This is a genomic window from Ruegeria sp. D6, from assembly GCF_056534365.1.
In genome coordinates this window covers 52,153-71,717 of record NZ_JBQFPH010000007.1, presented here as the reverse complement: position 1 = coordinate 71,717, position 19,565 = coordinate 52,153, and the positions used below count along the sequence as shown (strand labels likewise).

The 19,565-nt window shown below is 57.4% G+C and carries 16 protein-coding genes; 13 read left to right on the top strand and 3 right to left on the bottom strand.

Annotated features, from left to right (window positions below; genetic code table 11):
- The first annotated feature begins 32 nt into the window (after positions 1–32).
- The 3 genes from dnaK (at position 33) to radC (ending at position 4,080) form a co-directional block, all read left to right on the top strand.
- The gene (gene dnaK / locus ACR0A1_RS19065) at positions 33–1,940 is read left to right on the top strand and encodes a molecular chaperone DnaK (RefSeq protein WP_155144211.1); all 1,908 of its coding nucleotides are present in this window, start codon (positions 33–35) and stop codon (positions 1,938–1,940) included.
- 74 nt (positions 1,941–2,014) lie between these two features.
- Positions 2,015–3,166: a molecular chaperone DnaJ gene (dnaJ, locus tag ACR0A1_RS19060; protein WP_170399308.1), complete on the top strand. Its 1,152-nt coding sequence runs from the start codon at positions 2,015–2,017 to the stop codon at positions 3,164–3,166.
- 158 nt (positions 3,167–3,324) lie between these two features.
- The gene (radC, locus tag ACR0A1_RS19055; RefSeq protein ID WP_170515434.1) at positions 3,325–4,080 is read left to right on the top strand and encodes a RadC family protein; all 756 of its coding nucleotides are present in this window, start codon (positions 3,325–3,327) and stop codon (positions 4,078–4,080) included.
- A gap of 3 nt (positions 4,081–4,083) precedes the next feature.
- Here radC and ACR0A1_RS19050 read toward each other — a convergent pair whose 3' ends face one another.
- From ACR0A1_RS19050 to secA, 3 genes are all read right to left on the bottom strand, one after another.
- The gene (locus ACR0A1_RS19050) at positions 4,084–5,640 is read right to left on the bottom strand and encodes a phosphate ABC transporter substrate-binding/OmpA family protein (protein WP_480754948.1); all 1,557 of its coding nucleotides are present in this window, start codon (positions 5,638–5,640) and stop codon (positions 4,084–4,086) included.
- 25 nt (positions 5,641–5,665) lie between these two features.
- Complete coding sequence (locus tag ACR0A1_RS19045; RefSeq protein WP_480763843.1) at positions 5,666–6,583, bottom strand: hypothetical protein; 918 nt, start codon at positions 6,581–6,583, stop codon at positions 5,666–5,668.
- Positions 6,584–6,683: 100 nt separating this feature from the next.
- The gene (gene secA / locus ACR0A1_RS19040) at positions 6,684–9,401 is read right to left on the bottom strand and encodes a preprotein translocase subunit SecA (RefSeq protein ID WP_480868818.1); all 2,718 of its coding nucleotides are present in this window, start codon (positions 9,399–9,401) and stop codon (positions 6,684–6,686) included.
- A gap of 176 nt (positions 9,402–9,577) precedes the next feature.
- Here secA and ACR0A1_RS19035 point away from each other — a divergent pair, with 176 nt between their 5' ends.
- The 10 genes from ACR0A1_RS19035 (at position 9,578) to ACR0A1_RS18990 (ending at position 19,507) form a co-directional block, all read left to right on the top strand.
- Positions 9,578–10,426, top strand: coding sequence for a peptidylprolyl isomerase (locus tag ACR0A1_RS19035; protein ID WP_170399297.1), 849 nt, complete (start codon positions 9,578–9,580; stop codon positions 10,424–10,426).
- Positions 10,427–10,430: 4 nt separating this feature from the next.
- Positions 10,431–11,657 carry a bifunctional glutamate N-acetyltransferase/amino-acid acetyltransferase ArgJ gene (gene argJ / locus ACR0A1_RS19030; RefSeq protein WP_480762132.1) on the top strand — a complete coding sequence of 409 codons (1,227 nt, stop codon included), beginning with the start codon at positions 10,431–10,433 and terminating at the stop codon, positions 11,655–11,657.
- Positions 11,654–12,052, top strand: coding sequence for an 8-oxo-dGTP diphosphatase MutT (mutT, locus tag ACR0A1_RS19025; protein ID WP_170334201.1), 399 nt, complete (start codon positions 11,654–11,656; stop codon positions 12,050–12,052). Before argJ ends, mutT begins: the two co-directional genes overlap by 4 nt.
- 28 nt (positions 12,053–12,080) lie before the next feature.
- A complete protein-coding gene (locus ACR0A1_RS19020; protein ID WP_480868816.1) occupies positions 12,081–12,623 on the top strand; it encodes a hypothetical protein in 543 nt (180 codons plus the stop codon).
- Between the two features lie 332 nt (positions 12,624–12,955).
- Positions 12,956–14,899 carry an AMP-binding protein gene (locus ACR0A1_RS19015; RefSeq protein WP_170515296.1) on the top strand — a complete coding sequence of 648 codons (1,944 nt, stop codon included), beginning with the start codon at positions 12,956–12,958 and terminating at the stop codon, positions 14,897–14,899.
- Between the two features lie 75 nt (positions 14,900–14,974).
- A complete protein-coding gene (locus tag ACR0A1_RS19010) occupies positions 14,975–15,793 on the top strand; it encodes an ABC transporter ATP-binding protein (RefSeq protein ID WP_170426283.1) in 819 nt (272 codons plus the stop codon).
- A gap of 29 nt (positions 15,794–15,822) precedes the next feature.
- A complete protein-coding gene (locus ACR0A1_RS19005) occupies positions 15,823–16,809 on the top strand; it encodes a branched-chain amino acid ABC transporter permease (protein WP_170408767.1) in 987 nt (328 codons plus the stop codon).
- Between the two features lie 3 nt (positions 16,810–16,812).
- Positions 16,813–17,070: a hypothetical protein gene (locus tag ACR0A1_RS19000; RefSeq protein WP_170408766.1), complete on the top strand. Its 258-nt coding sequence runs from the start codon at positions 16,813–16,815 to the stop codon at positions 17,068–17,070.
- Positions 17,071–17,073: 3 nt separating this feature from the next.
- On the top strand, positions 17,074–18,150 hold the full coding sequence (locus tag ACR0A1_RS18995; RefSeq protein WP_170408765.1) for a branched-chain amino acid ABC transporter permease: 1,077 nt from the start codon (positions 17,074–17,076) through the stop codon (positions 18,148–18,150).
- Positions 18,151–18,223: 73 nt separating this feature from the next.
- Positions 18,224–19,507 (top strand): ABC transporter substrate-binding protein, encoded by a 1,284-nt coding sequence (locus tag ACR0A1_RS18990; protein WP_170408764.1) that lies wholly within the window; start codon positions 18,224–18,226, stop codon positions 19,505–19,507.
- Positions 19,508–19,565 lie beyond the last annotated feature (58 nt).

Sequence of the window (19,565 nt, the reverse complement as noted above, 5' to 3'; positions counted from 1 at the left end):
GACATCGCCTTGAATGGAAAGGGATTGAAAATATGGGAAAAGTAATCGGGATTGACCTCGGTACCACCAACTCGTGTGTGGCCATCATGGACGGCTCTCAGCCGAAGGTCATCGAAAACGCAGAAGGGGCGCGGACCACGCCCTCGATCGTCGCCTTCACCGAAGATGAGCGACTGGTCGGTCAGCCTGCAAAACGTCAGGCGGTCACCAACCCCGACAACACCATCTTTGGCGTCAAGCGTCTGATCGGTCGTCGTGTGGATGATGCAGAAGTCGAAAAAGATAAGAAAATGGTGCCGTACGCCATCGTCGATGGCGGCAATGGCGACGCGTGGGTTGAAGCCCGCGGTGAGAAATACTCCCCAAGCCAGATCTCGGCCTTCACTCTGGGTAAGATGAAGGAAACCGCCGAGAGCTATCTGGGTGAGGAAGTCACGCAAGCGGTTATCACCGTTCCGGCATACTTCAACGACGCACAGCGTCAGGCTACCAAAGACGCTGGTAAAATCGCCGGTCTGGAAGTGCTGCGGATCATCAACGAGCCGACAGCTGCTGCGCTGGCCTATGGTCTGGACAAGGAAGAAACCCAAACCATCGCGGTTTATGACCTTGGTGGTGGTACCTTCGACGTGACCATTTTGGAAATCGACGACGGCCTGTTCGAGGTTAAGTCGACCAACGGCGACACCTTCCTGGGTGGTGAAGACTTTGACATGCGCATCGTCAATTACCTGGCGGACGAGTTCAAAAAAGAACACGGTGTCGACCTGTCGCAAGACAAGATGGCCCTGCAACGTCTGAAAGAAGCCGCTGAAAAAGCCAAGATCGAGCTGTCCTCGACCTCGCAGACCGAAATCAACCAGCCGTTCATCTCGATGGGTGCAAACGGTCAGCCGCTGCACATGGTCATGAAACTGACCCGTGCCAAATTGGAATCGCTGGTTGGCGACCTGATCAAGAAGTCGATGAAGCCTTGCCAGGCTGCTCTGAAAGACGCAGGCCTGTCGGCTGGCGACGTGGACGAGGTTGTTCTGGTCGGTGGTATGACTCGCATGCCGAAAGTGATCGAAGAGGTCACCAAGTTCTTCGGTAAAGAGCCGCACAAGGGTGTGAACCCGGACGAAGTTGTTGCCATGGGCGCCGCCATTCAGGCTGGTGTTCTGCAGGGCGACGTCAAAGACGTGGTTCTGCTGGACGTGACCCCGCTGTCGCTGGGCATCGAGACGCTGGGCGGCGTGTTCACCCGCCTAATCGACCGCAACACGACGATCCCGACCAAGAAGTCTCAGGTCTTCTCGACCGCCGAGGATAACCAAAACGCCGTGACCATCCGCTGTTTCCAGGGTGAGCGCGAAATGGCTGCGGACAACAAGATCCTGGGTCAGTTCAATCTAGAAGAGATCCCGCCCGCACCGCGCGGCATGCCTCAGATCGAGGTGACTTTTGACATCGACGCCAACGGCATTGTCTCGGTTTCGGCCAAGGACAAAGGCACCGGCAAAGAGCAGAAGATCACCATTCAGGCCTCGGGCGGTCTGTCGGACGAAGATATCGACAAGATGGTCAAGGATGCCGAGGAAAACGCCGAGGCAGACAAGGCGCGCAAAGAGCTTGTCGAAGCCAAGAACCAGGCCGAAAGCCTTGTTCACGCGACCGAGAAATCGATCGAGGAACATGGCGACAAGGTCGACCCGTCGACCGTCGAAGCGATCGAGCTGGCCGTTGCCGCGCTCAAGGATGAGCTGGAAACGGACAATGCCGACAAGATCAAGTCGGGCATCCAGAACGTGACCGAAGCGGCCATGAAACTGGGTGAGGCGATCTATAAGGCACAGGCGGAAGAGGGCGAAGATGAGCCCGCAGCCGCAGATGCCGCGCCGGGTGACGATGACATTGTCGACGCCGAGTTCGAAGATCTGGACGACGACAAGCGTAACTAACGGGTAACCGGGCCAATTTGGGCCGGTCCGGTTGCCGGGCCGGCCCGATTACGTTGAGGCAGAAGGAAATACTGATGTCCAAACGCGACTATTACGAAGTGCTCGGCGTGTCCAAGGGCGCTTCTGCGGATGAGATCAAAAAAGGCTTTCGCTCGAAAGCCAAACAGCTGCATCCCGATCGCAACAAGGACAACCCCGATGCCGAAGCGCAGTTCAAAGAGGCCAACGAGGCTTACGATGTTCTGCGCGATGCTGACAAGAAAGCCGCTTATGACCGCTTTGGTCACGCCGCGTTTGAAAACGGCATGGGCGGTGGCGGCGGCCGTCCCGGTGGCGGCTTCGGTCAGGGCGATTTCTCCAGCGCGTTCTCTGACGTGTTCGACGACCTGTTCGGCGACTTCATGGGTGGCCAGCGTGGGGCAGGCGGGGGCCGTCGCGCTGCACGTGGTTCAGACCTGCGCTATAACCTGCGGGTCACGCTGGAAGAGGCTTATGCAGGCCTACAGAAAACCATAAACGTTCCTACGGCTGTGGCCTGTTCCTCTTGCGAGGGAACTGGTGCCGAAGGTGGTGTTGAACCTACTGCATGTCCGACTTGTTCCGGCATGGGCAAGGTTCGCGCGCAACAGGGCTTTTTCACGGTTGAGCGCACCTGCCCGACCTGCTCTGGTTTGGGTCAGATCATTAAGAACCCTTGTAAGTCGTGCCAAGGTGCGGGGCGCGTTGAAAAAGATCGCGCATTGTCCGTGAACATCCCTGCCGGTGTCGAGACCGGCACCCGGATTCGTCTGGCCGGTGAGGGTGAGGCCGGAATGCGTGGTGGTCCTCCGGGTGACCTCTATATTTTTGTCGAAGTTTCCGAGCACAAGCTGTTCGAACGTGACAGCGTGAACCTCTATTGCCGTGTGCCAGTCAGCATGGCCAAGGCAGCACTTGGCGGTTCGATCGAGGTGCCGACCATCGACGGTGGTCGCGGTCGTGTTCAGATTCCTGCTGGCAGCCAGTCGGGACGCCAGATGCGTCTGCGTAGCAAAGGCATGCCCGCCCTGCGCGGCGGAGGCATCGGGGATATGTTCATCGAACTTGCCGTGGAAACTCCGGTCAATCTGACCAGTCGTCAGAAAGAACTTCTGCGTGAGTTTGACGATTTGGGCGAAGATAACCACCCGGAATCTAAAAGCTTTTTCTCTTCTGTAAAGTCCTTCTGGGATGGCATGAAGGGTTAAACGGTTGAGCAGGGGGCTCTGCCCCCATCGCCCTTTGGGCGACCCCCCCCGAGATATTTATGGCCAGATGAAACAGGGGATCCGTGTGTTGCCGATCCGGCAGGCAGGGATAGGGCGCGTTAACTTTTCGGAAACCGATTCTGCGTCAGAGTGGTGTTATGACCCAAGACGCCTTTGCCGAAGCACCCATGCTGTTCGATACGGATGAAGCACCGGCGCAGCCGCTGCCCGTTGGTCGGTTACCCTCCTACATCAAAGACCATCGCAAGCGGCTGCGCGAAAGGTTCATGTCTGGCGGATCAGCAGCGATGCCGGATTATGAACTGCTGGAACTTGCTCTGTTCCGATCCATCCCGCGTCAGGATGTGAAACCGCTGGCGCGCGCGCTGATGGATGCGTTTGGTGATTTCAATCGTGTGTTGACGGCACCCGAGGAACGGCTGCGTCAGATCAAAGGCGTTGGGGACACGGTGATTACCGATCTGAAAATCCTTGAGGCCTGTGCCCACCGCATGGCGCGTGCCCGGGTGATGCAACGGCATGTGATCTCGGGATGGGATGCGCTTCTGGACTATTGTCACACCACGATGGCGCACCGCGAGATCGAGCAGTTTCGTGTGTTTTATCTAGATCGCAAGAATGTGCTGATTGCGGATGAAGAGCAGGCCAAAGGCACGGTGGATCATGTGCCGGTCTATCCGCGAGAGGTCGCGAAGCGGGCGTTGGAACTCAATGCCTCGGCTCTGATCCTGGTCCACAATCATCCATCCGGTGATCCGACGCCGTCGCAGTCGGATATCGATATGACCAACCGGATTCAGGATGCGTGTTCCGCCCTTGGGCTGACTTTGCATGATCACCTGATCATCGGGAAATCGGCTGAACTGAGTTTCCGCTCGCAAGGCTATTTGTAAGGGTTATCGGATCCAAACTTCGACCCGACGATTCACCTTGCGGCCCCATTCGGTGTCGTCGCAGGCCATCGGCATGGCCTCGCCAAAGCCCTCGACACTGATTTCGATGCTGTCGGGGAGGCTGGTTTCGACCGATGCCAGCACTGCGTTTCGGACGGTTTTGGCTCGCTGCAGGGCAATACGTGAATTGGCGACCGCCGCGCCCTCGCCGTCACTAAACCCAACAAAGATCAATTGACGCGCCTCCAACGTTCCGCTTTCCAAAGCTTGCGCAAGGTTCAAGATGTTTGACCGGGACTGAGCATCGGGTCGCGACGACCCCGGTTCGAACCGAAAGGACAAAGATAGCCGCGAAAGTGGACGGAGGGTTTCGATCATGCGCTGCAACTCTTGCAACCCGACCTCAGCTCCACCGGTGCTGATCGCATTGGCCAGCCGATCGCCTTGCAGCCCAACCTGGATTGTTTCAAGGGATTGATCGACAAATCCGGCTTGCCGGATGACCATCTGTGCGGCGCTGCTTTGGGTATAGGCCAAAAACTGTCGCGCGACTTTGGGCAATCGTCTTTGTGGCAAATAGAAAAACATGGGTGAGGTCAGCGGATAATCTTCGGTCTTGACCGATTGCCGTGTTGCCGACAGGGCATGTCCGCACCCACCGGTCAGAGGCAGGGCGCGCACAGTCCCGGCCTCGGCAAGACTGGCGACGCCGAGCGCGAACGGGTCGTTCGAGACCGTGCGCACCAGATCTCTGTTTCGATCGTGGCGCGTGATCTGAGCGGTCATATGTGCGTTGGCAGGTGCTAACAGCAAATCCTCGACCGCCTGATCCAGCCCGGAACCGACCTGTGGCAGATGCAGAGAGATCGGCGCATCAGGCCCACCGAGATCGCCCCAATTTGCGACCTCGGCGGTGAAAACCTTCACCAGATCAGCAAGCGATATCTGGCGCACGGGATTGTCGGCCGACACGATTGGCACGATTGCATCCAGAGCCAAGACGCGCGACCGGCGGGTTTGCGTCAGATCTCCGAGCCCAGCGGCTTTGGTCAACTCCAGTTCGTCTGATCGAATTTCCCGCTGCGCCAACACGACATCTGCGGTGTTCTCAACCAGATCGATAAAGCCGTCAGCCGTATCCTTTGCACGAAATATGAACCTCGCCAAAGGCGCCTGCCGATCAGGCTGATTCAGGGCGTAGATCCGCAGGTCTCCGGTGCCCTCGGGCTGTGACAGGGTTAACCCTTCCTCGATGGCAAAGCCCTGTGCAAGCGCGGGCAGCAGTGTCTCGGCGATCACTGATGAGCCAGAGAAACGAACTTCGGCCACAAAATCCGTCAGGTTGGGGCAGGCTGGGCCGTCGCAGGTGACCCCTGATCCATCGACCGTCAGCTCTCCGAACTGCGTATCGACACGGTAGAATTCACCGTCGTAACCAAGAAGGGTGCCGACCACTTCTACCTTGCCGTCATGCGAGGTCAAAGTGATGTCCTGCGCGAATACGCTTTGTGCCAAGGATAAGGCAAAAAGCGCGGCGAACGCCGCACGAAGAATGCTCATTGGAAACCGTAGATCTGCCTGCTGCTTATTTGGCAGCGATTGTCAGGTCTGAGAACAGATTATTCAACACCAGAAAATCGCCAGCTGCCTCACAACCGGGCATATCCAGCGACAGGTCACGTGAGCGTAGCCGTTCCGCGCGCCATTCCAATGATTGCACGCTTAGGGGCTTGCCGCAATTTGCTTCAGTGACCTCAGTTTCAACCGACAGAGTGATACTTCCGGCCTCGGTTGCGGTCTCAATGGGATATGAATAAACCTCGATGTTGCGCGCGACGTCCGAACCGCCCTGACCCAGATGGATCACCGAGCCCGCGCCGCCGGTCTGGGACCCGGACCAAACGTGGCCTTCTTCCCCGTAACCTGCGCCGAATTCCAGCGCATGAAGCTGCAGATCGGTTTCGCCCTGCCACTGCAAGGCAACCCGGTTGAAGCTGTTGATCTCGGGCACATGCGTCGTCGCAACGGTGCCTTTCTCATCCGGCAGCGAGATCAGGAAAATAGCGTATTCCGACAGCGCCGGGATGGTCAGGTTCAAGCCGCCAAGCGCATCGGTCTCGGTGCTGAAAACCAGCCCGTTGTGATGAACCTCAATGGTCTCATTGGCGTGGCAGGGGGCCTTGACCCGCAGCCGTACGTTGGCGCCGGGCACAGCCATGGCGCGCGCGCTCATATCGCAATTCGAAGGCAAACGGCTGGTTTCTGGCGCTGAGCGTATGGATTGAGATAGATCCTTGGGACGCGCTTCTGTCGGGGAAGAAGAGGTCAGGACAACGCTTTCCAGTCCGGTCAGGTCCGAGTCCTGTTCCGAGATCGAAGCGACGCGTTCACCGCTCGGCTCAGCATTGGGTTGCTGCGCCGATCCGCTTTGCATCAAATATCCAATGGCCAGAGCGCAGGCAACGGTTCCGCCCGTGGTCACGTAGTTCTTAATGACAAACAAGACACCCTCCCCAGTTGAAGGAGCGAGTCGCAATTTGCTTCCCAATCAAGGCCAATATGTGGCCGTGAGGCGGACTCATTGTGGTGGAAAGCAGGTGACGTTAAGTCAACCTGCCGTGGCAATGTTTGAATTTTTTCCCCGAGCCACAGGGGCAAGGATCATTGCGTGACGGGTTACCCCAAGTCGAAGGATCATCCTCAACAAAACCCGGACGACTGTCACCAGACGCTTCAGCTTCGGCGATCGCCTCAGCATTCCCGGCAGCTTGATCCACAGCTTTCTGCGCCTGTGCCTGTTGCGCCGCCATCTGTGCGAGCATTTCCTTCTGTTCTTCTTCGCTCAGCGGGCGCACGCGCGACAATTGCTGAGTGACGGTTTCGCGCAAGGAATCTAGCATCCCTTCGAAAAGCTGGAAGCTTTCGTTCTTGTACTCGTTCAGCGGATCGCGCTGTGCATAGCCACGGAAACCCACGACCGAGCGCAGATGTTCCAGTGTCAAAAGATGTTCGCGCCATTTGCCATCGATAGTCTGCAGCAGAACCTGCTTTTCGATGTTGCGCATGTTTTCCGGGCCAAAGGCCACGGCCTTCTGCGCCATCATTTCATCGGCGGCCTTGATCAGACGTTCGCGGATTTGCTCGTCATCTACGCCTTCCTCGGCGGCCCAGTCCTGAACCGGCGCATCGATGGTCAGCTTGTCTTTGACCGCTTCGTGCAGACCTTCTGTATCCCATTGATCTGCATATGATTTTGGCGGCATGAATTCGTCGATCATATCGTCGATCACCTGCTCACGCATATCGGACACAACATCCGACAGATCATCCGCTGACATGATTTCACGCCGCTGGCTGAACACGACTTTCCGCTGATCGTTCATCACGTCGTCGAATTTCAGAACGTTTTTGCGCATGTCAAAGTTGCGACCTTCGACCTTGGATTGCGCCCGTTCCAGCGATTTGTTCACCCAGGGGTGAATGATTGCCTCGCCCTCTTTCATACCCAGCGTGGTCAGGACCTTGTCCAGACGTTCCGAACCGAAGATGCGCATCAGGTCATCTTCCAGGCTCAGGTAGAACACGGTGCGGCCCGGGTCACCTTGGCGTCCCGAACGCCCGCGCAGCTGGTTGTCGATCCGGCGGCTTTCATGACGTTCGGACGCCATTACGTAAAGACCACCCGCCTGCAGCACCTTTTCCTTTTCTTCCGCGTGCTTGGCTTCTTCTGCCGCACGCAACTCGGCCGGGTCAGCCTCGGGGTTTTCCGCCAGCGCCTGCAGCACCTTCATCTCAACGTTACCGCCCAGCTGGATGTCAGTACCGCGGCCCGCCATGTTGGTGGCGATGGTCACCGCGCCAAGACGGCCTGCATCGGCCACTATCTGCGCTTCCTTTTCATGCTGGCGGGCGTTCAGAACGTTGTGCTCGATTCCCTCTTTGTCCAGCATCTGGCTGATCACTTCGGACTTTTCGATCGACGTGGTACCGACAAGAACCGGCTGACCTTTTTCACCGGCCTTTTTGACCTGTTCAATAATGGCACCGTATTTTTCGGCTGTCGTGCGATAGACTTGGTCGTCTTTGTCCTCACGCGCGATTGGTTTGTTGGTCGGAACCTCGACCACACCCAGACCATAGATTTCCTGAAATTCTTCCGCCTCGGTCAGCGCAGTGCCGGTCATGCCGGACAGCTTGTCATAGAGGCGGAAATAGTTCTGGAATGTCACGCTGGCCAGCGTCACATTCTCGGGCTGAATCTGTACGCCTTCCTTGGCTTCGATGGCTTGGTGCAGACCCTCCGACAAGCGACGGCCCGGCATCATCCGACCGGTGAATTCGTCGATCAGCACCACATTGCCATCCCGAACGATATAGTCCTTGTCACGTTGGAACAGTTTATGCGCGCGCAGGCCCTGATTGACGTGATGCACCACAGTGGTGCTTTCGGGGTCGTACAGCGAATGCCCCTCGGGCAGCAGACCCGCTGAAAGCAGTTGCTGCTCCAAAAACTCGTTGCCTTCATCGGTGAACGTCACGCTGCGGCTTTTTTCATCGAGCGAGTAATGATCGTCCTGCAGAGTCGGGATCACGGTATCGATGGCAGTATAAAGGTCCGATCGGTCTTGTGCCGGCCCCGAGATGATCAGCGGCGTCCGCGCCTCATCAATCAGGATCGAGTCGACTTCGTCGACGATCGCGAAATTGTGGTGCTTCTGATAGACCTGTTCCAGATCGGCCTTCATGTTGTCGCGCAGATAGTCAAAACCCAACTCATTATTTGTGGCATAGGTGATGTCACACTTGTACGCCGCCATCTTCTCGGCATCCGGTTGGCCCGACCAGATCACACCGGTCGTCATGCCAACGGACGCAAACACCTTGCCCATCCATTCCGAGTCGCGCTTGGCCAGGTATTCGTTCACCGTGACCACATGCACGCCCTTGCCGGTCAGAGCATTCAGATAGGCGGGGAAGGTGGCGACCAGGGTTTTGCCTTCACCCGTTTTCATTTCCGAGATATTGCCCTGGTGCAGGAACAAACCACCCATCAACTGCACATCAAAGGCCCGAAGACCCAGGGCGCGCTTGGCCCCTTCGCGGACATTGGCAAATGCTTCCGGCAGCAAGTCATCCAGCTTTTCACCGTCCAGCGCTCGTTTGCGCAGCTCAGCGGTTTTCTCGATCAGGCCATCGTCGGTCAGGATCTCGAACTCCGGCTCCAGCGCATTGATCTTTTCGACCAGCGGGCGGGCCGCCTTGATCTTGCGGTCGTTCGGTGTTCCGAACACCTTTTTGGCGAGCGTTCCGAGTCCCAGCATGTTCACTCCAGCGGATCTGTTTTTTTCTTGGTTGCGACAGGCTTGCCCACCTTGCGCGCAGCCCCTAGATACGGGGGGTGAAAGGCGGCCCTGTCCAAGGCTTCAAAGCGATGTAAGGGGCAGGTTCCACAGTGTCAACGCTGCGCCCTGTCGCGGCAAAGAAATAGGATAATTCCATGCCCAAAGGCCTCACTTTTCTGCCATCGCTTGCGCTTGCTGCCGTGATGGCGTTGCCGCTGGCCGCCCAGGACGCACCGGATGCCAACACCGTGGTTGCCCGCGTGAACGGCGACGAGATCACATTGGGTCACGTCATCGCCACCGCCTCGGCGCTGCCGGCGCAGTATCAGCAGCTTGAAGATGAGGTGCTATATGATTTCATCCTCGAGCAACTGGTCCAGCAGCACCTGCTGAGCCTTGAACAGGAAGAGCTGAATACACTCAACGCCCTTCGACTGGAAAACGAAACCCGGTCCCTGCGCGCCGTGCAAACCGTCGAAGCGCTGACAGCCGCCAGTGTCACTGATGAGGCCATACAGGCCGCCTATGACACGCAATTCGCCGAGTTTCAGGGCGAAGACGAGTTCAATGCCAGCCACATTCTGGTCGAATCCGAAGACGAAGCCAAAGCTGTCAAAGCCCAACTGGAAGAAGGTGCAGATTTCGCTGAGCTAGCGAAAGAAAAATCCACAGGACCCTCTGGCCCCAATGGCGGTGCGCTGGGCTGGTTCGGCAAAGGCCAGATGGTGCCCGAGTTTGAAGGTGCCGTGCTTGGCCTTGAAAAGGGTCAGGTCTCGGACCCGGTGCAAACCCAGTTCGGTTGGCACGTGGTCACGCTGAACGACAAGCGCAAGACCGAGGCCCCCGAATTGGCGGTCGTGCGCGATGAATTGGCTCAGACCATTCGGCAAGAAGCAATTCAGGCCAAGATTGACGAGTTGACGCAGCAAGCGCAGATCGAGCGTCCCGCGCTCGAGGGCGCCGGCCCCGAGGTCATGCGCCAGCTGGAGCTGCTGCAGGAGTAACCCCGTGGCCACGATAACCAAGGTTTCACCGCTGGCCCCGGCGGCCTTCCCCGAATTGCCCGCGATCGACGGTGTGCGCTTCGCCACTGTCGAGGCTGGTGTCCGATATCAAGGCCGCACCGATGTGATGCTGGCCGTTCTTGATCCGGGCACCTCGGTGGCCGGGGTATTCACCCGCTCGGCCACCCGTGCGGCCCCCGTTCTGGATTGTCAGGACAAGATCGGCGGGCCCGGCGACGGGCCTGCAGCGATCCTTGTGAATTCGGGCAACGCCAATGCGTTTACCGGCCATTACGGGCAGACCTCAGTGGCCGAGGTGACGCAAGCCGTCTCCAAAGCTACCGGAGTTGCGGTAGATCGGGTTTTTACCTCGTCGACCGGTGTCATCGGCGAGCCGCTGCCCCATGACCGCATCGTTGCACAGCTTGAGGCGTTGAAGGCGGGCCTCAGCCGTCACGCGATTGAGGACGCGGCGCGCGCGATCATGACCACCGACACCTTCCCGAAGGGGTCGTCGGCGCAGGTCGATATTGGCGGCCAAACAGTCTCTATTGCGGGGATTGCGAAGGGTTCCGGCATGATCGCGCCCGATATGGCGACGATGCTGGTCTATATCTTCACCGATGCTCAGATCGAGCAATCAGCGCTGCAGGCGATGCTGAGCGCGCAGACTGACCGGACCTTCAACTGCATCACCGTGGATAGCGATACCTCGACATCCGACAGCCTCTTGCTTTGCGCCACCGGGGCATCGGGCGTCGATGCCGCCGGCAATGCCGCTTTCGCGCAAGCGCTGGAAACAGTGATGTTGGACCTTGCGCAGCAAGTGGTCCGCGACGGCGAAGGGGCCACGAAATTCGTCGAAATTCGTGTGACCGGCGCCGCCACGGATGCTGATGCCAAAACTCACGGGCTGGCTATCGCCAACTCCCCGCTGGTCAAAACCGCCATCGCGGGCGAGGACCCGAATTGGGGCCGCATCGTCATGGCCATCGGCAAATCCGGTGCTGCTGCAGACCGCGACCTTTTGAGCATATCGTTCGGAGACATCCTTGTGGCTGAAAAAGGCTGGGTCAGCCCCGACTACCGCGAGGAAGACGCTGCGGCCTATATGAAAGGTCAGGATTTGGTGATCGCAGTCGATCTGGGACTGGGTCAGGGCGCTTCCACCGTCTGGACCTGCGATCTGACCCACGGATATATCGAGATCAACGCGGATTATCGCTCGTGAAGACAGTATTGGTGTCTGCTGTCGCTCTGATCGACATCGAGGGCCGCGTCCTGCTGGCCCAACGTCCCGAGGGCAAATCCATGGCCGGTCTCTGGGAATTCCCTGGCGGCAAAATCGAACCCGGCGAAACCCCCGAGGCCGCCCTGATCCGCGAGTTGCACGAGGAACTGGGCATCGACACCTGGGCCTCGTGCCTCGCCCCGCTGACCTTTGCTAGCCACAGCTATGACGATTTCCATCTGCTTATGCCGCTATTTGCCTGCCGGAAGTGGGAAGGCATCCCACAGTCCAAGGAAGGCCAGGCGTTGAAATGGGTGCGGGCAAATGACCTGCGGAACTATCCGATGCCCGCGGCGGATGTCCCGTTGATTCCGATTTTGCGGGATTGGTTGTAGTTTTTTCCATATATATCGAGAAAAAGTTGTGAAGAATATTTCTGCAGTTTTGATTTTTGTTTCTACGACTGCGTACGCGGGCGAAAAGGAAGAACTCGTCGCGGCTCTGATGCAAGGGGGAAGCCATCAATTCGAAGATGAACGCCGTGAAGTTCAGGTTGATGGGTGTCAAATGACCACCTTTAGGTGGCGCGAAATACCCAACCATGGCTGGGTTCTCTGGACTTCATTCCAATTCGATATGATTGACGCTCAACTCAATGAGGACAATCGTTTTCCTGGAACGAAGTACGCCTATGGCAAGCTTTACGACGGTACACCTGAGGTAGGTTTGGCGCTGTACGGATTCACAATGCGAGATGGCACGCTTACGAGACAAGAACGATCGGTGTTAAGAGAGCCCTCGTCGGATACGTCTCCCTCTCCTAGAGGTGACGGAAATAGCCACTACTACGAGTGGCGAGATAGCATGGTGATTTCGATGACAGGGCCCGGTGTAGAAACAAAAGCTATTACGTTTACAGAGGCTTATGACGCATACGTCAGCAAGTACTGCTCCTTCTCAAGTTAACATTCCTGTATTTCTTAGCTCGTTGGAATTATCAATTGATGTAACTGGAACCAAAGTCACTCATGCCGTTAAACGGCCACTCTTCGCCAACGCATGACAGCTGGTAAGCCTTCTTACGCGTTTCGTACAACTCGAAAGATCACCCCTCCACCCCTGTTACAATTCGTAAGAATTGAGAAAACATCAGGCAAAACTTGACGCTGATCGTTACGACGTCCCTTATCGGGGCATTGGCGTTCGGGCACCATCCCGAACCCGCCATTTTCGGCCCGGGGAGGGGTCGGATGGGGAGGAGAGAAAGATTGGCTCAGACGCAGTCGGGCGCTGAAGGGATGGACTCTCTTCCGGCGCTATTACACCGCAATGTGACCCAGTTCGGGGATGCCCCGGCCTATCGGGAAAAGGAATTCGGGATCTGGCAATGCTGGACCTGGGCGGAAGCCGCCAAAGAAATCCGTGCCATCGCGCTTGGGTTTCTAGAACTTGGCGTTGAAAAGGGTGACCATATTGCTGTGATTGGTCGGAACCGTCCCGCCCATTACTGGTCGATGGTTGCCGCTCAGATGGTAGGCGCGGTGCCGGTGCCTCTGTATCAGGACTCGGTCGCCGAAGAGATGGCCTATGTGCTGGAACATTGCGGCGCGAAATATGTGGTCTGCGGTGATCAGGAGCAGGTCGACAAAGTCATCGAGATTCAGGAAAATCTCCATCAGGTCAAACACATACTTTATACCGACAAGCGCGGGATGCGGAAGTATGACCACTCGCAGATGAACGCGCTTGAGGACATCATGGCCGAGGGCAGCGCCGGTCATGCACGGTTTGACGCCGAACTGGACAAGCGTATCGCTGCGATCACCTATGACGATACCTGCGTGATGCTCTATACCTCGGGCACCACGGGCAAGCCCAAAGGCGTGGTGCTGTCGAACCGGAATGTTATCGAAAGCGCTAAGAACTCGGCGGAATTCGATCATCTTACCCGGAACGAAGACATCCTGTCTTACTTGCCGATGGCTTGGGTTGGCGATTTCATATTCTCGATTGGTCAGGCTTATTGGTGCGGCTTCTGCGTGAACTGCCCCGAAAGCGCCGACACGATGATGACAGACCTGCGTGAAATCGGACCGACCTATTTCTTTGCTCCACCGCGGGTGTTCGAAACCCAGCTGACCAATGTGATGATCCGGATGGAGGATGCGGGCAAGCTGAAGCAGCGCATGTTCCATTATTTCATGGCCCATGCCAAGAAGGTGGGTGGCCTGTTGCTGGACGGCAAGCCGGTGGGCTTTGGCGACAAGCTGAAATACACGCTGGGCAATTTGCTGGTCTATGGCCCGCTGAAAGATACGCTTGGCTATGGCCGGTTCCGTGTGGGCTATACGGCGGGTGAAGCGATCGGGCCGGAAATCTTTGATTTCTATCGCTCTTTGGGCATCAACCTGAAGCAGCTTTACGGTCAGACCGAAGCGACCGTGTTCATCACCGTGCAGCCGGATGGCGAGGTACGGGCGGATACGGTTGGTGTTCCGGCGCCGGATGTCGAGCTGAAGATCGATGATAAGGGCGAGATTCATTACCGCTCACCTGGCGTGTTCGTCGAGTATTACAACAACCCGGATTCGACGGCTTCGACCAAGGATGCCGAAGGTTGGGTGGCGACGGGGGATGCCGGGTTCATCGAGGAGAATTCAGGCCATCTGCGGATCATTGATCGTGCCAAAGACGTGGGCAAGATGGCTGATGGTTCGATGTTTGCGCCGAAATATGTCGAGAACAAGCTAAAATTCTATCCCGATATTCTTGAAGTCGTGCTGTTCGGGAATGGCAAGGATCGATGCGTGGCTTTCATCAATATCGATTTGACAGCGGTTGGAAACTGGGCGGAACGCAACAACGTGGCCTACGCGTCCTATCAGGAACTTGCGGGACATCCTCGTGTGTTAGAGACGATTCGGAGCCACGTTGAAGAGGTAAACAAGTCGGTCGCGGCGGATGAAATGCTATCGGGCTGTCAGGTGCATCGCTTTGTGGTTCTGCACAAGGAACTGGATGCCGATGATGGCGAGATGACTCGGACCCGCAAGGTGCGGCGTGGGTTTGTCGAGGACAAATTCAGCGACATTATTGCGGCGTTGTACGACGGGTCGTCGAGCGTTTCAACCACGACTGAAGTGACCTATGAAGATGGTCGTAAGGGATCGATTTCTGCGACGTTGGAAATTGTCGATGCGCCAGTGGTTCCGGTCGCGCAGCACAAGGTGGCGGCGGAATGAGTGGGCTGAAGCGCGCCGCTCGACCTGCGGTCATCGCCCCGCCCGCCGTCCCGTTTTTGTGTCAGGGAGGTTCTGATGCTGGATAACTCCGAAGGATATGTCACCGAAGACGGCCGCAAGATCGGCGGTGTGGTGATGGAGATGAAGAACATCACCCTGCGCTTTGGCGGCGTGGTGGCGATCAAGGATATCTCGTTCGACATCCGTGAGGGTGAGATCCGTGCGATCATCGGGCCAAACGGGGCGGGTAAGTCCTCGATGCTGAATGTGATCTCGGGCTTTTATGTTCCGCAAGAGGGTGAGGTTTGGTTTCACGGTGCCAAACGCCCGCCGATGCGGCCCTTTGAAGTAGCCCAGCAAGGGATCGCGCGGACGTTCCAGAACATTGCCTTGTTTGAAGGGATGAGCGTTCTGGACAACGTCATGACCGGGCGTTTGGGTTTTATGAAGACCAATATTCTTCAGCAGGCGCTGTGGAAGGGTAAGGCCGAGGCAGAAGAGACCGAGAATCGCGAGGCGGTCGAGAAGATCATTGATTTCCTTGAGATTCAGCACATCCGCAAAACGCCGGTGTCCCGGCTGCCTTACGGGTTGAAGAAACGGGTCGAACTGGCGCGCGCGCTGGCAGCGGAACCGAAATTGCTGCTGCTGGATGAGCCGATGGCCGGGATGAACGTCGAAGAGAAAGAGGACATGAGCCGCTTTATCCTCGACGTGAATGACGAGTTTGGCACCACGATTGCGCTGATCGAGCACGATATGGGCGTGGTAATGGATCTGAGCGACCGTGTGGTTGTGATGGATTACGGCAAAAAGATTGGTGACGGCACCCCGGATGAGGTGCGCAACAACCAAGAAGTCATTGATGCCTATTTGGGGGTCAGCCATGACTGAGGTCCGGGCAGAATTGGGGAGGGGCTGGCATGCCTGAACAATTAATCTTCGCGATGGAGGTCATCCTCAACGGTCTGATGGCTGGGGTGCTGTATGCGCTGGTCGCGCTGGGCTTTGTGTTGATCTACAAGGCGTCGGGGATTTTCAATTATGCCCAAGGGGTTATGGCCCTGTTTGCGGCGATGACGCTGGTCGGAATCATGAACGGGCAGGTGCCTTTTGCGCACCTGATCAACGCGACTTTCGGCACGCACGTCTATAATTTTGGTTGGAATGTGCCCGCGTTGCTTGCGATTATTCTAACCATGGCCGTGATGGTGTTGCTGGCCTGGTGCGTGCAGCGGTTCGTGATGCGCCATCTGGTCGGACAGGAACCGATCATCCTGTTCATGGCGACCATCGGTCTGGCCTATTTCCTTGAGGGCGTCGCCGACCTGATGTGGGGGTCCGAGATCAAGACGCTGGATGTGGGTCTGCCGCAGGGTATCAACCTGTGGATTGACGAGACGACTTTTAACATCTTCGACTACGGTTTCTTCATCGACAATCTGGACATCGTGGCCACGATCATCGCAGCACTTCTGGTGGCGGCTCTGGTCGCGTTCAGCCAGTACACCAAGCAGGGTCGGGCGATGCGTGCGGTGGCGGATGACCATCAGGCGGCGCTATCGGTCGGGATTTCGCTGAACTTCATCTGGATCATGGTCTGGTCGGTCGCCGGGTTTGTGGCGCTGGTCGCGGGCATCATGTGGGGCACCAAATCGGGCGTTCAGTTCTCGCTGTCGCTGATCGCGCTGAAGGCGCTGCCGGTGCTGATGCTAGGCGGGTTCACCTCGATCCCCGGAGCCATCGTCGGTGGCCTGATCATCGGTGTGGGTGAGAAACTGTTCGAGTTCGCCATCGGCCCAATGGTTGGCGGTGCGACTGAGAACTGGTTTGCCTATGTATTGGCGCTGATATTCCTCGTGTTCCGACCTCAGGGCCTGTTCGGCGAGAAGATCATCGAGAGGGTGTAGGGCGTGACCAAGCTGATTGCCATCATCAACGTGATCGCATGGGCGGGGTTTTGGGCCTTCGGCTACATCGCCCTGACATCGAGCGATCTGACCGAGGGCCAACTTGTGATCGCTGTAATTCTGGCCTTTGCCGGGCTGGTCATGGGCATCCTGGCTTACATGAAACTGGTGCGCGCTTCCGAGGCCACCGGATATGCCAAAGGGTCCAATCAACTGGACGCCGCTGCCCGCAATCGGGCGCAGGAAGAATGGGGAAAGTAAGACATGTTCTATCGTGAGGCCGGGGATTTCAAAACCTCATATATCGCCGACAGCCAGACTTTCCCGATCAAGTTTGACCGGTATCGGTACTATGTCGTTCTGGCGGTGGCGTTTGGAATAATTCCGTTCATCATCAACGATTATTGGGCCAATGCGCTGCTTCTGCCATTCCTGATCTATGCCATCGCTGCGATCGGGCTGAACATTTTGGTGGGCTATTGCGGGCAGGTCTCGCTGGGCACCGGCGGGTTCATGGCAGTGGGGGCCTATGCCTGCTACAAGCTGATGACGGCCTTTCCCGATGTTAGCATGTTCATCCATGTGATCCTAGCCGGCGGCATCACCGCCATTGTGGGTGTCCTATTCGGCTTACCATCACTGCGGATCAAAGGCTTTTATCTGGCGGTTGCCACGCTGGCGGCGCAGTTCTTTCTTGTGTGGCTGTTTAACCGGGTGCCGTGGTTCTACAACTACTCGGCCTCGGGCCAGATCAATGCGCCGGAACGCGACGTATTTGGGATCATCATCACCGGCCCGAATGCTCCGGCATGGGCGACTTATCTGTTCTGCCTGATCTTCCTGACCGTCTGCGCGATCATCGCGCGTAACCTGACCCGCGGCACCACTGGTCGTACCTGGATGGCAATCCGCGACATGGACATCGCGGCCGAGATCATCGGGGTGAACCCGCTCAAGGCCAAGCTGACCGCCTTTGCTGTCAGTTCGTTCTTCGTGGGCGTGGCCGGCGCGCTGTTCTTTGCGGTCTATCTGGGCGCGGTCGAGGTTGGAGAAGTGTTCGGCATTCAAAAATCGTTCCTGGTGCTGTTCATGGTGATTATCGGCGGATTAGGGTCTATTTTTGGGTCCTTTGCCGGTGCCGCCTTCCTCGTGCTGCTGCCAGTCGTTTTGAAACTGCTTGGCGTCGATCTGCTGGGCTGGCCCACAGATATCGTGGCGCACCTGAACCTCGTAATCGTCGGTGCTCTGATCATCATGTTCCTGATCCTCGAACCGCACGGTCTGGCGCAGCTCTGGCGTGTGGCGAAAGAGAAACTCAGACTCTGGCCGTTCCCGCACTAAGGACCGGCCCAACGAAAAGACGGGTGTGAAACCCGAAACCCAACATCGGATCAACCAAGGGAGGAGACACCCGATGAAAAAGAAACTGGCAACCCTGGCGCTGGGCGCCGTGATGGCCGCAGGTCCGGTCATGGCCGACCTCGTATTCCCGTCGCTCAGTTACCGGACCGGGCCTTATGCGGCCGGCGGTATCCCATTTGCAGACGGATATGCCGACTACTTCACACTGCTGAACGAACGCGATGGCGGTATCGGCGGTGTTGCGGCCAACGTGATCGAATGCGAGACCGGATATAACACGGAAAAAGGCGTAGAATGTTATGAATCGACCAAGGGCGAAGGTGCTTTGGTCTATCAGCCCCTATCCACCGGCATCACCTATCAGTTGATCCCTAAAGTGACCGCAGACGGCATTCCGCTGCACACGATGGGTTATGGCCGCACCTCGGCGGCGAACGGTAAGGTGTTCAGCAACGTGTTCAACTATCCTGCCAACTACTGGAACGGGGCGTCGGGCGCGATCAACTATCTGCTGGACGAAAACGGTGGCGACTTGAGCGGCAAGAAGATCGCGCTGGTCTATCACAACTCGGCCTATGGCAAGGAACCGATCCGTACGCTGGAAACACTGGCTGAAAAACATGGCTATGACCTGACCCTGCTGCCGGTCGACCACCCCGGTCAGGAGCAGAAGTCGCAGTGGCTGCAAATCCGCCGGGAAAAGCCCGACTATGTGATCATGTGGGGCTGGGGCGTGATGAACCAGGTCGCCGTGCAAGAAGCCGCCAATATCCGCTTCCCGATGGAGAACTTCATCGGCGTCTGGTGGTCCGGGGCCGAGTTTGATGTTGAGCCTGCGGGTGATAAGGCCACCGGCTACAAAGCGCTGACCTTCACCGGTCTGGGCGACGACTATCCTGTCTATGACGACCTGAAGAAATATGTCGTCGATGCGGGCAAAGCTGCAGGCGCCGGTGATCAACTGGGTACGGTGCAGTACAACCGCGGCCTCTATGCTGCGATGCTGGCCGCAGAAGCAGTGAAAACCGCGCAAGAGATGCACGGCACTGCCGAAATCGACGCATCGATGATGCGCGATGGCATGGAGGCGCTGGAGATCACCAACGCCAAGATGGAAGCGTTGGGTATGGCCGGTTTCGGACCTGAATTCGCGGTCTCGTGCGAAAACCACGGCGGCCCAGGCCTTGTCGGCGTTGTTCAGTGGGATGCAGCGGCGGGTACCTGGAACTCGATTCAGGGCTTCGAACCGACTGACGCTGAGGTCATCAACGCACTGATCGACGAAGACTCGGGCGCATATGCTGCTGAGAACAATATTTCTCAGCGCTGCGAATAAGGTGCTCTGAACCAAACGGGGCGGCGGATCGCTGCCGCCCCGAACCCCACACTCGCAC